This is a genomic window from Nonomuraea sp. NPDC049709 (assembly GCF_040674815.1).
Lineage (GTDB): Bacteria > Actinomycetota > Actinomycetes > Streptosporangiales > Streptosporangiaceae > Nonomuraea.
In genome coordinates this window covers 17,669-29,875 of the sequence record NZ_JBFANM010000115.1, presented here as the reverse complement: position 1 = coordinate 29,875, position 12,207 = coordinate 17,669, and the positions used below count along the sequence as shown (strand labels likewise).

The 12,207-nt window shown below is 71.2% G+C and carries 15 protein-coding genes; 7 read left to right on the top strand and 8 right to left on the bottom strand.

Features of this window, described 5'->3' with window-relative positions:
* Both AB0J69_RS56365 and AB0J69_RS56360 read right to left on the bottom strand, forming a co-directional pair.
* A partial coding sequence (locus AB0J69_RS56365) for an alpha/beta hydrolase (RefSeq protein WP_364136573.1) occupies positions 1–507 on the bottom strand: 507 nt, incomplete at its 3' end.
* A 31-nt stretch (positions 508–538) separates the two neighbouring features.
* On the bottom strand, positions 539–856 hold the full coding sequence (locus AB0J69_RS56360; RefSeq protein WP_364136571.1) for an antibiotic biosynthesis monooxygenase: 318 nt from the start codon (positions 854–856) through the stop codon (positions 539–541).
* Positions 857–1,037: 181 nt separating this feature from the next.
* Here AB0J69_RS56360 and AB0J69_RS56355 point away from each other — a divergent pair, with 181 nt between their 5' ends.
* Positions 1,038–1,925, top strand: a complete 888-nt coding sequence (locus AB0J69_RS56355) for an AraC family transcriptional regulator (protein WP_364136569.1) — start codon at positions 1,038–1,040, stop codon at positions 1,923–1,925.
* A gap of 76 nt (positions 1,926–2,001) precedes the next feature.
* Here AB0J69_RS56355 and AB0J69_RS56350 read toward each other — a convergent pair whose 3' ends face one another.
* From AB0J69_RS56350 to AB0J69_RS56340, 3 genes are all read right to left on the bottom strand, one after another.
* A complete protein-coding gene (locus AB0J69_RS56350) occupies positions 2,002–2,682 on the bottom strand; it encodes a hypothetical protein (protein WP_364136567.1) in 681 nt (226 codons plus the stop codon).
* Positions 2,683–2,924: 242 nt separating this feature from the next.
* Positions 2,925–3,362 (bottom strand): hypothetical protein, encoded by a 438-nt coding sequence (locus tag AB0J69_RS56345; protein ID WP_364136565.1) that lies wholly within the window; start codon positions 3,360–3,362, stop codon positions 2,925–2,927.
* Positions 3,363–3,507: 145 nt separating this feature from the next.
* Positions 3,508–3,636, bottom strand: a complete 129-nt coding sequence (locus AB0J69_RS56340) for a hypothetical protein (RefSeq protein ID WP_364136563.1) — start codon at positions 3,634–3,636, stop codon at positions 3,508–3,510.
* A gap of 67 nt (positions 3,637–3,703) precedes the next feature.
* On the opposite strand from AB0J69_RS56340, the gene AB0J69_RS56335 reads away from it, so the two are divergent.
* Together AB0J69_RS56335 and AB0J69_RS56330 are read left to right on the top strand one after the other, a co-directional pair.
* Positions 3,704–4,303 (top strand): NAD(P)H-dependent oxidoreductase, encoded by a 600-nt coding sequence (locus AB0J69_RS56335; RefSeq protein ID WP_364136561.1) that lies wholly within the window; start codon positions 3,704–3,706, stop codon positions 4,301–4,303.
* Between the two features lie 88 nt (positions 4,304–4,391).
* A complete protein-coding gene (locus AB0J69_RS56330; protein ID WP_364136559.1) occupies positions 4,392–5,888 on the top strand; it encodes an MFS transporter in 1,497 nt (498 codons plus the stop codon).
* 22 nt (positions 5,889–5,910) lie between these two features.
* Here AB0J69_RS56330 and AB0J69_RS56325 read toward each other — a convergent pair whose 3' ends face one another.
* A complete protein-coding gene (locus tag AB0J69_RS56325; protein ID WP_364136557.1) occupies positions 5,911–7,434 on the bottom strand; it encodes an alpha/beta fold hydrolase in 1,524 nt (507 codons plus the stop codon).
* Between the two features lie 126 nt (positions 7,435–7,560).
* Here AB0J69_RS56325 and AB0J69_RS56320 point away from each other — a divergent pair, with 126 nt between their 5' ends.
* The 3 genes from AB0J69_RS56320 to AB0J69_RS56310 all read left to right on the top strand — a co-directional run bounded on the left by AB0J69_RS56320 (position 7,561) and on the right by AB0J69_RS56310 (position 9,788).
* A complete protein-coding gene (locus AB0J69_RS56320) occupies positions 7,561–8,706 on the top strand; it encodes a serine hydrolase domain-containing protein (RefSeq protein WP_364136555.1) in 1,146 nt (381 codons plus the stop codon).
* Between the two features lie 117 nt (positions 8,707–8,823).
* Entirely contained in the window at positions 8,824–9,264 is a 441-nt protein-coding gene (locus AB0J69_RS56315; RefSeq protein ID WP_364136553.1) for a GNAT family N-acetyltransferase, read from the top strand.
* A gap of 323 nt (positions 9,265–9,587) precedes the next feature.
* Positions 9,588–9,788 carry a hypothetical protein gene (locus AB0J69_RS56310; protein ID WP_364136551.1) on the top strand — a complete coding sequence of 67 codons (201 nt, stop codon included), beginning with the start codon at positions 9,588–9,590 and terminating at the stop codon, positions 9,786–9,788.
* A 139-nt stretch (positions 9,789–9,927) separates the two neighbouring features.
* On the opposite strand, the gene AB0J69_RS56305 is transcribed toward AB0J69_RS56310, so the two are convergent.
* Positions 9,928–10,494 carry a hypothetical protein gene (locus AB0J69_RS56305; protein ID WP_364136549.1) on the bottom strand — a complete coding sequence of 189 codons (567 nt, stop codon included), beginning with the start codon at positions 10,492–10,494 and terminating at the stop codon, positions 9,928–9,930.
* A gap of 293 nt (positions 10,495–10,787) precedes the next feature.
* Positions 10,788–11,261 carry a GNAT family N-acetyltransferase gene (locus AB0J69_RS56300; protein ID WP_364136547.1) on the bottom strand — a complete coding sequence of 158 codons (474 nt, stop codon included), beginning with the start codon at positions 11,259–11,261 and terminating at the stop codon, positions 10,788–10,790.
* 281 nt (positions 11,262–11,542) lie between these two features.
* Here AB0J69_RS56300 and AB0J69_RS56295 point away from each other — a divergent pair, with 281 nt between their 5' ends.
* Positions 11,543–12,085, top strand: a complete 543-nt coding sequence (locus AB0J69_RS56295; protein WP_364136545.1) for a hypothetical protein — start codon at positions 11,543–11,545, stop codon at positions 12,083–12,085.
* Positions 12,086–12,207: the final 122 nt, after the last annotated feature.

Here is a 12,207-nt window from a genome sequence, read left to right as displayed (position 1 = left end):
GAGTCGCAATAGGCATGATTCATCTCCCTGAGAAGTTACGGCTTCGCGCCAGGGCCCAGTATCCCGGCTCACTACCCGCTGTGGTAGAGACAACGGGCCCTGGTAGCAGTCCTCGACGGGGGTGGTGCCGCCGGCCTCGGGGGCGAGCCGGTAGCCGACGGTGACCACGACGGCACCGAGCGCGTCGAGCCATTCGAGGGGGATGTCGATCTGCGAGAACCGGTCGCCCATGATCATGCCGCCGCCGTGCATCCAGTAGACGCACGGCGCTCCGGAACCGGCGCCGGCCGGGGTGAGGACCGTCATCGGGATCGGCGCGCCGTCGAGGCCGGGGACGGTGACCTCACGCCGGTGCACCTCCCGGCCCTCCAACAGGGGTTCGACCGGCGACGGGGGCATCTGGCGCAACTGCGCCAGGATCTGCGGGGTGATCTGCCGGACCAGCGGCATGCCGGCGAGCAGGGCGTTCAGCTCGGGGTCGAGAGCGGGGCGCGCGGGGGACGACATGGTGATTCCTTTCGGCAGGTGTTCGCGGGGATCAGAAGGCGGCCTTGCCGCCGACCGGCACGTAGTCGGTGTACGGGGACTGCGCGGCGACCAGGTCCTGGACCTTGGCGACGAGGGCCTGGGCGGCCTGGCCGGCGAAGATCCGGTGGTGGTCCTCCTCGCTGGTCCAGCCCTCGGTGACGTGGACGACGTCGGGGTCGGAGGCCGACCGGCAGACGAGGTAGACCAGGCAGTGCTCGTCGGCGGCCGGGCTGCCCGCGTCCAGACCGGTCAGCAGCAGGCCGGCCAGCCGCTCCCCCATGCCGGGCTTGGCGGTCAGGGTGGCGTTGAACCCGTAACGGACGTTCACGACAGTGCTCCTTCGAGGACGGCGATGCATGATTCCCTCAGTCAGGGATCCTTCGCCCCCGACCGGGTGACTCCATTTCACCGCTTGGAGCTGGTGTGACGGTAGAACGAAGCTCCCCGGCTCTTGCACAATCCTCTCCATCCGGTGTGTGGATCCCGGATGGTTGTGGTGGAATCCGGGCATGGGATTCGAGGAGCTTCGCGCGTTGCTGGCCCGCCACGTCCGGCCCGAGGAGACCACCGTCATCGACGGCCTGTACATCGCGAAGGCCGAACGGACGGGCCCGCCGTCGCCCGCGATGTCCGGCACGGTGCTGGCGGTCCTCGCCCAGGGCGCCAAACGGCTCGCGGTGGGCGAGCGGATCCACGAATACCGCCCCGGCAGCTACCTGGTGGCCTCCGTCGACCTGCCCGTCACCGGCCACTTCGTCGAGGTCGGCCCGGAGCGTCCGGCGCTGGGGCTGGCGCTCGTGCTGGAGCCGTCCGCCATCGCCGACCTTCTCCTGCGCGCCGGCTCCGGCGACCTCCCCCGCCCCCGGGCGGTGGCGCTGCCGGGCATCACCGTCGCCGGCATGACGGCCGACCTGCTCGACGCCCTGATCCGCCTGGTGCGCCTGCTGGACCGGCCCCGCGACCAGGCGGTGCTGGCGCCGCTGGTCAAACGCGAGATCCTCTGGCGGCTGCTCACCGGGGAGCAGGGCGGCACCGTACGCCAGCTGGGCCTGGCCGACAGCAGCCTCAGCCACATCGCCCGGGCCGTCCGCTGGATCCAGGACCACTACGCCGAGCCCTTCCGCGTCGAGGACCTGGCCCGGCTGTCCGGCATGAGCCCTTCGGCCTTCTACCGCCACTTCCAGACGGTCACCGCGCTGAGCCCCATCCAGTTCCAGAAGCAGATCCGCCTCCAGCAGGCCCGGCTCCTGCTCGCCACCCACCCCGGTGACATCACGGGGGTCGCCCACCGCGTCGGCTACGACAGCGCCTCCCAGTTCAGCCGCGAGTACCGCCGCCAGTACGGCGTCCCGCCCAGCCACGACGCCACCCGGCTGCACGCCCCGGCACCCCTGTGATCAGGAGCTCCGGGCGTGGCTCTGAACCCGGGCCGGCTTCCGTACGCGCCCGCACCGGCGCCGTCGGGGTGACCGCTCACTTCTTGCGGGCGTCCCACGGGTCGCCCAACCAGCTGTCGAAGGCACGCAGCAGGACCGTCAGCGCGGCCGCCAGCCTCCAGTCGGTCTCCGGCGCGTGCAGGAGCAGCCGGTCGCCGCCCGACCGGAACTCCAGCGGTGTCCGCCCGTCCGCCCGCCAGATGATGCGCCTGGGCCCGCGCGCGACGTCGCCACCGTTCCCCAGCAGAGCCGACAGCATGAACAGCGCCTGCACCGGACACAGCGACCACCACACGCACCACCAGACGATGCGGCCCTTGTAGCCCACCGCCTCACGGCCACCTGCCTGCTGCACGGTCCAGCGAGTGCGCAGTCCCCTGCCCCGGAGTGCCTTCTCGCGCACGAAGGTGCCGATGAGTTCGCCGTGTGCCCCGAGGACCTGAAACGTCGCGACGCCGCCGGCGGCCGAGGCGGTCACCACGGTCGCCACCCGCTCCCGGCGGTGCTCGTCGGCCCACAGCACGAATGAGCGGGCACCGCTGCCGCGGGCGGCGAGGTACGCGGGCACGCCGCCCGGCGGGAGCTCGCGCTCCGGGTAGGCGACCAACCGCGCTGATCCGGATCCGTCGGAGAACTCGACCAGGTCCCGCACCGGCTCCGGCGCGCCGCCGGCAGCGGCTCTGCCCCGCCAGACCCTCATGGTCATCTCGCTGCTCATCCGATGGTCTCCTTCGTGCTCGGAGTCCCGAGCGGCTTCGAGGGTGGGCCGGCCCGGCACGAACGCGATGACAGCATCCGCCGGCACGGTCCGTCTCGTCGCAGAACCACTGAGGGCGAGCCGGCCGGGGCCGGGCCCCTGGCGACCGATCTCCAGCACTGATCGCCGAAATGCACCGTAGCAGCAGGAATCGGGTCACCGGCTCCGGGTCCGCAGGGCCGCCGCTCCCCGATTGGTCCGGTTCATCGTCTCGACGCGTGCAGCGCGGCCAGTGCCTGCCTTTCGAGCAGGCGGAAACCGCACGATCCGGCGATCGCCACGGCCTGCTCGGCGGTGTAGCCCGCCGAGGCCGGGTCACCGGCGGCGAGCCGGGCGGTGGCCAGGCCGGCCAGGGCCCGTGCCTCCACGAACGGGTAGGCGTTGTGCGCGATCGTCACGCAGTCCTCGAACCAGTGGGCGGCGGCCGTCGCGTCGCCGAGCGCGAGGTATGCCTGTGCCGTGGTGGCCGCGGTCTGCGCCGTGGCCTTCCGGTCGCGGACCGCGATCGCCATGTCGTGCGCTCGCCTCGCCACCTCCAGCGCGGTGGCGGCGTATCCGCGCTGGAGGTGCAGCAGGCTCAGCTCGTCCAGGGTGGACAGCTCGCCGCGCAGGTTCGCCCCCTTCCGGTACGCCGCGAGCACCTCGGTGAGCAGTTCGGAGGCGCGCTCCTCCGCGCCGAGCTGGCGTAGCGCGCTCGCCAGGTGGGGGTAGGAAAGTCACGCGTTGCCGCACGTCCGCGGCTGCCGGCCGCGGGCTGACGAGGTCTTCGGCGGCTTGGTGAGAACGTTAGGGATCGGCGCTGGCACGGCGCTGTCCGTACTCCACCCGTACCGATGCGCACGCCGCCCGTACCGGGCAGGCGTCCTTCCCGACCGGCACCGACAGCGACAGCGACAGCGACGCAATTACAGTCAACGTTTTACTTTTTGCCATACACGTTGTACTTTACCGATGTCCCGGAAGCACCATGAGGAGAGCACGCATGATCAGGATTGCCATCGTCATCGGCAGCACCCGCCCTCGCCGCAGGACCGCCGTGGCGGCCCGCTGGGTCGCCGAGGTCGCCGCCCGTCACGAGGCCGGCGCGGCCGGGCGGGCGACGTTCGAGGTCGTCGATCCGGCCGCGTACGGACTGCCGGTCCTGGACGAGCCGACGCCCGCCCTGTTCGGCGAGTACCGTCACCCCCACACCAAGGCCTGGGCCGAAGCCATCGCCTCCTTCGACGGCTTCGTGTTCGTCACTCCGGAGTACAACCACTCCGCCCCCGCGGCGTTGAAGAACGCCATCGACTTCCTGCACGCCGAATGGAACAACAAGGCGGCCGGCTTCGTCAGCCACGGCGTGCACGGCGGCGTGCGGGCCGTGGAGCATCTGCGCCAGGTCATGACCGAGCTCCAGGTGGCCAACGTGCGTACCCAGGTCGCGCTGTCGGCGTTCACCGATTTCGAGATCACCGACCCGGCCGAGCCCGGCGTGATCGCCCCGGGCCCCCACCAGGAGCCCACCCTGATCGAACTGCTCGACGAGGTCATCGCCTGGTCCACAGCGTTGAAGGCGCTCCGCGCGCCGGTGGCGGCATGAGCATGGGGCACCGGCCGGCGGGCCGTACCGGACCGCCCGTCCCCGAGGCGTTCCCGGGCGCGGTGATCCGCGTCGGCGGAGGGCGGCCGTGACCGGGCGGCGGGCCGGGACGCTGGCAGCCGTGCTGCTGGGCTTCCTGGCGCTGCCGATGCTGATGTCCGGCACCACCGTCGCGCTGCCGCGGATCGGCGCCGACCTGCACGCCTCCGGCGCCGCCCTGCAGTGGGTGGTGGTGGGCTACTTCCTGGCAGCCGCCGCGATGATGCTGGTCGCCGGATCGCTGGGCGACCTGTTCGGCCGCCGCCGCGTCTTCGCGGCGGGCGCCGCCGTCTACGCCGCCGGAGCGCTGGCCAGTGCGCTGGCCGACGGCATCCTGTTGCTGAACGCGGCCAGAACGCTGTCGGGCATCGGCGCGGCCGGGGTGATGGCCGGGGGCGGTGCCGTGCTCGGCGCCACCTTCACCGGCCGCGCCCGCACCCGGGTCTACGCGGCGATGGGCACGACGGCGGGCGTGGGCCTGGCGGCCGGCCCGACGTTGTCCGGCTGGATGGTCGGCGCGTTCGGCTGGCGCGCCACCTTCGCCCTCTTCGCCGCCGCGGGGCTGCTCATGCTCGCCGGCGCGGCCGGCATGGCCGAATCGCGGGCGGGTGGAAGACCGCGCGTCGACGTTCCCGGCGCACTGACCCTCATCGCCGCGCTCGCCCTCACCCTGTTCGGCGTCAACCAGGCCTCCGACGCGGGCTGGGCGAGCACGATCGTCCTGCTCCCGGTGGCCGCGGGTCTGGCCATGTTCGTGACGTTCGTGCTGGTCGAACGCGGGACCCAGCACGCGGTGCTGGACCTCGGCCTGCTGCGCGACCGCCGTTTCCTGGCGTGGACGCTGGCCGGGCTGCTCCTCGCCGCCGGACCCGCCGGGGTGACCGCCTACCTGCCCACCTACCTCCAAGCGGCGGGAGGCGCGTCCGTCCAGGAGGCCGGGCTCATCATGCTGATGCTCACCACGCCCGTGCTGCTCCTCCCCCAGGTGGGCGGCTTCCTGATCAACCATGGCGTCCGGCCCCGCGCCCTGGTCGCCGTCAGCCTGTCGCTGATCGCCGCGGGCAACGCCTGGCTCACCACGCTCCATCCCGGCATCACCGCCACCGGGCTCCTGGCCCCGCTGGCGACCATCGGCACCGGCATGGGCCTGGTGATCGGCACCACCGACGCCCAGGCCGTGAACCAGGTCGGACAGGACCGCATCGGCATGGCCACCGGCCTGCTCAACACCGTGCGGGCCGGCGGCGGCGCCCTGGCCACCACCCTGTTCGGCGCCGCACTCGCCACTGCCCTGCACGACCGGGTCGGCGAGCCTGCACGCGCCGCGCGGATCGTCGCCGGCAAGCTCGCCGAGCCCGGCCGGGCTCTGGAGGCGACCTTGCTCACCGAGGCGTGGCACCTGACGCTGTGGTGTACGACCGGCGTCTGCGTGGCGGCCACGCTGGCTGTGTGGGCACTCCTTGGTTCCCCCCGCCCGCACCGCACAGCCACCGCGACCACCCCCGCACCCCGGCCCGGGCTGTCATCCCGGAACCCGGTGGAATGAGCATCCACCGGGCCGACGCTGGTCAGCTCATGCCGGGGCAGCCCCGGTCGATGCGGCCGGTGTCGAAGTACGTGACCACGTCGGCGGCACAGTCCGGCACCCGGGTGGCCGAGACGTGCACGTCGTCGGCGACCGTGTAGACGGTGCCGCCGATGGCCCGCCGCGTCTGCAACGTCCAGTCGTAGACGGACATGAACTCGTGCAGGTGCCCGGACAGCACCAGAGAGCCCCTGCCCCGCTTCACCGGGCCCTCCTGCACCGGCAGCGGCCAGCCGGCGCACTCGACGGCCAGGCCCCACGCCCGCCCCGTGGCCGGCAGGCGCTCAACGCGCTGCTGGTACGCCTTCCACGCCGCGGTGAAGCCGACCCGGCTGCTGTCCTCGTTGCACTTGACCGCCCGGTTCATGGTGATGTTGAGCGTTTCGGGCATGCCAGGCACGGGCGCCCCCATCGAAGCGAAGAGTTCCTTGACGGCCGGTGGCGCGGTGGGGCCGGTCGCGTCCCGCAGCTCGGTCAGCGCCTTGCCCGCGCGCGCCCACTCGGTGGAGTTGCGGCGGGCCAGGTCGGCGATCGCCGAGCCGTCGATCGGCCGCTGCAGGTCGGTGAAGGTCCTGGGCCGGTTGTCGTAGTCGCGGCCCAGCTTCACCACCGCGTCGTGCACCTGCCGCGCGGTGGCGCCCAGGCCGTAGATCGCGTCGTTGCGGGCCAGCCAGGCCGCCATCCGCCCGAAGTTGCGTTCGGCCGCCCGCGCGCTGCCCTTGACGTGCTCGTCGAGGCGGGTCCACGGCGGCGGGACGCTGTCGAGGAAGACGCGTGCGGTGCGCCCGGGGAACATGCCCCGGTACACCATGCCGAGCCGGCTGCCCCAGGACAGGCCGAGCAGGCTCAGCTCGCGCTCGCCCATCGCGGTCCTGATCAGGTCCAGGTCCCTGGCCACGTTCTCGGTGGTGAGCCGGCCGAGGAAGGCGGGGTCGGAGTTGCCGCAGGCCTGGTTGGCGGCCACCTGGGCGGCGTAGATCGTCCTGGCCGTCTCCTCGGTCAGCGGGCCGGGTCCCGGCATTCCGCCGGGATTACGCTCGCAGGCGACCTTGGTGCTGTTGTTGACGCCTCGAGGGTCGAGGCCGATGAGGTCGTACCGCTCGTTGAGCCGGGCCATCTGCTCGTTCCTGAGCATCATGCGGACGGGATCCAGGTAGCCGCTGTTGCCCGGCCCGCCGGGCAGGACGGTGACGGCGCCGAGCCTGCGCGCCCGGTCCGAGGCGGCCAGCCGGGTGACCGCGACGCTGATCTGCCGGCCGCCGGGGTCGGCGTGGTCCAGCGGGACGCTGACCGTCCCGCACCGCAGCCGCTTCATCTGCGCGCGAAAGGCCGGCACCTGCTCCGCGGACATCCCCAGGGCCCGGATGACCTCGTCGGAGTACTCCGGGCAGGGCTTCCAGCCGACGGTGGGCTCGGGCCTGGTCGCGGACGCGTTCGCGGCGGCCGGATGGTGGCTCAGTAGTACCGCCAGGGCCAGCAGCGCCGCCAGTGAGGTTCGGTGATTCATGCGCCCACGTCTAGACCGGCGACCGTTTCCTGGCTGTTTCCCTCACGCGCGGTGGAAACGGTGCGGAAACCCGCCCACGTCTAGACATGTCCTCGGAGGACCGTACCCGAGGAAAGGATCTTCAGAGTGAACCGTGTGACCGCGACCGGCCTGGCCGGGCTGAGCGGCGCGATGCTGAGCCTGAGCATGCTGACGCCCTCCGCCGCGACCAGTGACCGGCCCAAGGTGGGGAACGTGCAGGCCGCGTTGACGGAACTGGCCGGGAACCCCCAGATCGTGGGCGCGATCGGCGAGGCCTACATCGACGGCGAGCTCGCCGGGAAGGGCACGGCCGGTTCCCGGCTGATCGGCGGCAAGGGCGGCAGGATCCCGAGCGGCTCTCGTTACCGCCTCGGTTCCCAGACCAAGCTGATGACCGGCGTCGTGATCCTGCAACTGGTCAAGGAGGGCAGGCTCAGGCTCGACGACAAGCTCAGTGACCTGCTGCCGGAAGTGGCCGAGAAGGACCTGGTCGAGCGGGCCGACGAGATCACGTTGCAGCAGCTGGTCCAGCACACCTCCGGCATCCCCAACTGGTTCCACCCGGACGTCGTCCCCACCTTCGACTTCACCACGTACTACCCGCCGATGGAGCTGGTGAAGAGGTCCCGCGCCCTGCCCAGGCAGCAGGAGCCGGGTGAGACGTTCTCCTACTCCAACACCAACTACATGCTCCTGGGCCTGATCATCGAGAGGACGACGAAGCACAGCGTGGCCGCCGAGTTCGAGCGGCGCATCTTCGACCCCGTCGGCATGGACGACTCCTACCTGCCCACCACGTTTCCCGGCGGCATCAAGGGTCCGCACGGGCACGGCTATTTCCCCGACGACAACGGCAAGCTGCGTGACATCGACCGGCTCAACATGAGCTACGGGTACGCCGCCGGCGGCGTCATCTCCACCGCCCACGACATCAGCGCCTTCCACGCCGCGTTCAGCAAGAACCAGTTGCTGCCGGAGGAGCTGCGGAAGGTGCTGCAGGGGCCGCCGAAGAACCAGGCCCCGCCCTCCCCGGAGCCGTCCGAAGGCGGTCAGGGCGGCATGTGCGGAGGCACGATCCGGGTGTCCCCGGTCAAGGGCAGCGCGCCCGGTTTCAACGCCGCCACATTCGCCACCACGGACGGCCGCATGCAGTTCGCCCTGTCCGTCACGCTGGCCGTCCCCAACACCGACGACTCCCTCCAGCCGCTCCTCGTCAAGGCCGCCGAAGCGGTCTTCTGCCCTGACGAATAGCCAGTGCCCCAGCACTCGGAGGGCGTGCCGAACCGCCGCCCTCGGAGTGCTGTCACTCGCATGAGTAGGCTCGAACGCGTCGGTTCACGCTGAAAGCGGCAGGGAGACCCATAATTGGTGATCATCGCTCAGGAGACGTCGTTCGACGAGGCCGAGGTGTTCGAGCTGTACGACTCGGTCGGCTGGCACCCGTGGACGCGTGACGTCGCGCGTGTGTGCCGGAGCCTGGCCAACTCGCACCTGGTCATCACCGCCAGGGACGAAACGGGCAAGCTGCTCGGCCTGGCGCGAACGGTGTCCGACGACGAGATCGTCTGCTACGTACAGGAGTTGCTGGTCAACGCCCACCACCACGGCAAGGGCATCGGCCGCCGGCTGCTGGAGCAACTCAAGGACCGGTATGCGCACTGCCGCTACTTCGTTCTCACCACCGACCACGAATCCACCCCGACCGGCCCCTCCAACCACTCGTTCTATCGCCGTCTCGGCCTGATCGAGCACCACGAGCAGGGCCTGTCGGCCTTCGGCCTGAAGGTGCCCGACCCGCAAAGCCTCTAGCCAGACGGCGTTTCCTGCCCTCTGCCACGACGTACCTCCAGCGACCCGCCGGCATGGCGGACCTGGCCTCGCTCCCAGTCGCGGTCCACGTGGGGGCGGGGCCCAGGTCGGACCGGTCCGGCTGGTCCGGGGCAAGCCCCTGTCCGGGGGGAGGAAGGGCAGCTGGAACCCACCGGGCTGGTGGGCTGGTCCGCCGGCGCCAACCTGGCACTCGGCGCGGCAGCGCGATCCGACGCGGTGGACGCGGTGGCCCTCTTGGACCCTCCGATGTGGAGCCTGATGAACGAGCAGGAGCGAGCGGCCATCGGCGACGCCGTCCCCGGATGAGCGAGCTGGCCGCCGAAGGCGACACAATGCCCTTCTACCGCACCGGCGCGCGGCACGCGGCCGACCACGTCCCCGACGGACAGGTACGCGAGATCCCCGGCGCCGGCCACGCCGCCCCGCTGACCCATCCCGTGACGCTCGCCAAGGCACTCACCGAGTCCTTGGCGGTCACGCGGCCGCCTGGGCCTGTTTCATGAGCACTCGCCCATGAAACAGCACCGCTGCGACTCGATGGGCAAGACCCGCTCCACCTCGGCGCCGACTCTGATCAGGACGTCGGGTTGTCCGCCAGCCACCGGCGCAAGACCGGACCCGGACCCGGAGCCGATCCCTCCGCTACAGCTCGCAGTTGATCTCGTTTTCGGCGTCGCACAGGTCGATGTCGGAGCCGCCGTCGGCGTCGTCGTTCCCCCCTTCGCCGACGAGGAAGTCGTCCTCGCTGTTGCCGAGGAGCCTGTCGTTGCCGTCCCCGCCGAGAAGGGTGTCGTTACCGTCGTTACCGTCGACGATGTCGACGGCCGACCCGCCCTCGAACCAGTCCGTGCCCGCCCCCATGTCCGCCCTCGACCGCAGGGAGGTCTGGTTGCGCAGCACGTCATCGCCGCTGTTCATGGCCGCCCTGATCCTGGTGACCCCCGCGCTTGCGCAGTCCACCTGGTTGGCGGTCACCGCCACGCACTGCGCGCCCGCCACCACCGTGTCACCGGTGTTGGTGACGAGCAGTGAACCGTCGACGTCGACGGACACCGTGACGGCGTCCCCCATGTTGCCCGCGTTGATCTGCAGCGCGGCGCCGGCGACCGCCACGTTGGTGGCGGCGTGGGCCGGCCCGGTGACGGCCAGCAGCGTGCCGCACAGTGCGGCTCCCGCTGTCAGCGCGCGGACGCCGTGCCCGCGCACCATGGTGGCTCTTGAGTGTCTGTCGTTCCCGCGTGTACTCATCTGTCCCCTTGCCGGGTTGATGGTCGGGCTCCGTCATCGGTGCCCGACATCCCCAGTACAGCGCCGCAACGGCCGCCCCTCCGTGCCGGAGCGCACCCGGGCTCCGCGCCCTTCGGCGTAGACAGTGCGGCAGGAGGGAGGTCTGTTCGCTTCCGTCCCGTCTGCGCCGGGGAGTCGGGAGGCCCCGATCGTTTCCTCGCCAAGCTCGCCGGCCTCACGCCCGCTGCGGGGGCGGCTGTCGGAAGTGGATCTCGTCACGCGTCAAGTGGGAGTTCCAGCAGTGCGTCGGGAGGCTGGAAGCCGTAGCGCCGCCAGAGGGGACTGCTGCGCTCGGAGGGCCAGACGACGAGAGTGTCGAAGCCGCTGCTGCGGCAGTGCTGCTTCAGCGCTTCAAGCAGCGCCGAACCGGCTCCCTTGTTCCGTTGCGACAGCGTCATGTAGAAGTTCGTCACGTAGCCGATCGGGGCGTTTCCGCCGTACGGGTCCGGCATCCTCTCCACCAGGCAGAGGAAGACGTGGCCGCAGATGTCGCCTCCGGCCTCCGCGACCCAGGCCAGCCAGTGGCCATGGCTGAGCCGGTCGTGGATCCATTGCTCGGCCTCTTCCAGGGGTCGAGCCGGCGTCGGTGGCCGTCCTTCGTGGTCCTCCAGCTTGAACCTCCAGCGCGGCGCGGCCAGGACACGCGCATCGGCGGGCCGGGCCGGGCGCACGATGAAGTCTGTGGTCATGAGGGAAGTTTCGTGTCTGCAGCGTCGTACGGTGAATCGGTGCGCCGGACGACGACGTCGGCCGCGCCGCTCTTGCGCGCACCTTCGCGCGGCGATTGCGCAGGTCGAGCTCGCCGACGTCGAGGGCGAGGACCTCTACGCGCCACTTTGGCGTCCTTGTCTACGCCGAAGGGCGCGGAGCCCGGGTGCGCTCCGGCACGGAGGGGCGGCCGTTGCGGCGCTGTACTGGGGATGTCGGGCACCGATGACGGAGCCCGACCATCAACCCGGCAAGGGGACAGATGAGTACACGCGGGAACGACAGACACTCAAGGGTGCGCGGGCACGGCATCCGCGCGCTGACAGCGGGAGCCGCACTGTGCGGCACGCTGCTGGCCGTCACCGGGCCGGCCCACGCCGCCACCAACGTGGCGGTCGCCGGCGCCGCGCTGCAGATCAACGCGGGCAACTTGTCGGATGACGTCACGGTGTCCGTCGACGTCGACGGCTCGCTGCTCGTCACCAACACCGGTGACACGGTGAATCCGGGCGCGCAGTGCGTGGCGGTGACCGCCAACCAGGTGGACTGCGCAAGCGCGGGAGTCACCCGGATCACGGCCGTCATGCGCAACGGCCACGACGTGCTGCGCAACCAGACCTCCCTGCGATCGAGAGCGGAGATGGGGGCGGGCGCGGACACGTTCACGGGCGGGCCGGCCAGAGACATCGTCTTCGGTAGCGACGGTGACGACACACTCGTCGGCGAGGGAGGCAACGACGACGCCGACGGCGGCCCCAACACAGACACCTGCGACGCCGAAAACGAGGTGGGCTGCGAGCTCTAGCAGAGCGGCGCACGCAAAGGACCGGTCCCAGGAGATCGGCCCTTGCCTGGGTGGAGGCGGACCGTGCGGGCCGGTCTTACCGGCACCGTCTCACTGCCAACGATCGAACGTCCGCCGAGCTC

Excerpts from the sequence above, each read along its gene's own strand:
- AB0J69_RS56300 (WP_364136547.1), bottom strand. The coding sequence starts at position 11,261 with ATGACCACAGACTTCATCGTGCGCCCGGCCCGGCCCGCCGATGCGCGT.
- AB0J69_RS56310 (WP_364136551.1), top strand. The coding sequence starts at position 9,588 with ATGAGCGAGCTGGCCGCCGAAGGCGACACAATGCCCTTCTACCGCACC.
- AB0J69_RS56335 (WP_364136561.1), top strand. The coding sequence starts at position 3,704 with ATGATCAGGATTGCCATCGTCATCGGCAGCACCCGCCCTCGCCGCAGG.
- AB0J69_RS56325 (WP_364136557.1), bottom strand. The coding sequence starts at position 7,434 with ATGAATCACCGAACCTCACTGGCGGCGCTGCTGGCCCTGGCGGTACTA.
- AB0J69_RS56355 (WP_364136569.1), top strand. The coding sequence starts at position 1,038 with ATGGGATTCGAGGAGCTTCGCGCGTTGCTGGCCCGCCACGTCCGGCCC.
- AB0J69_RS56295 (WP_364136545.1), top strand. The coding sequence starts at position 11,543 with ATGAGTACACGCGGGAACGACAGACACTCAAGGGTGCGCGGGCACGGC.
- AB0J69_RS56305 (WP_364136549.1), bottom strand. The coding sequence starts at position 10,494 with ATGGTGCGCGGGCACGGCGTCCGCGCGCTGACAGCGGGAGCCGCACTG.
- AB0J69_RS56350 (WP_364136567.1), bottom strand. The coding sequence starts at position 2,682 with ATGAGCAGCGAGATGACCATGAGGGTCTGGCGGGGCAGAGCCGCTGCC.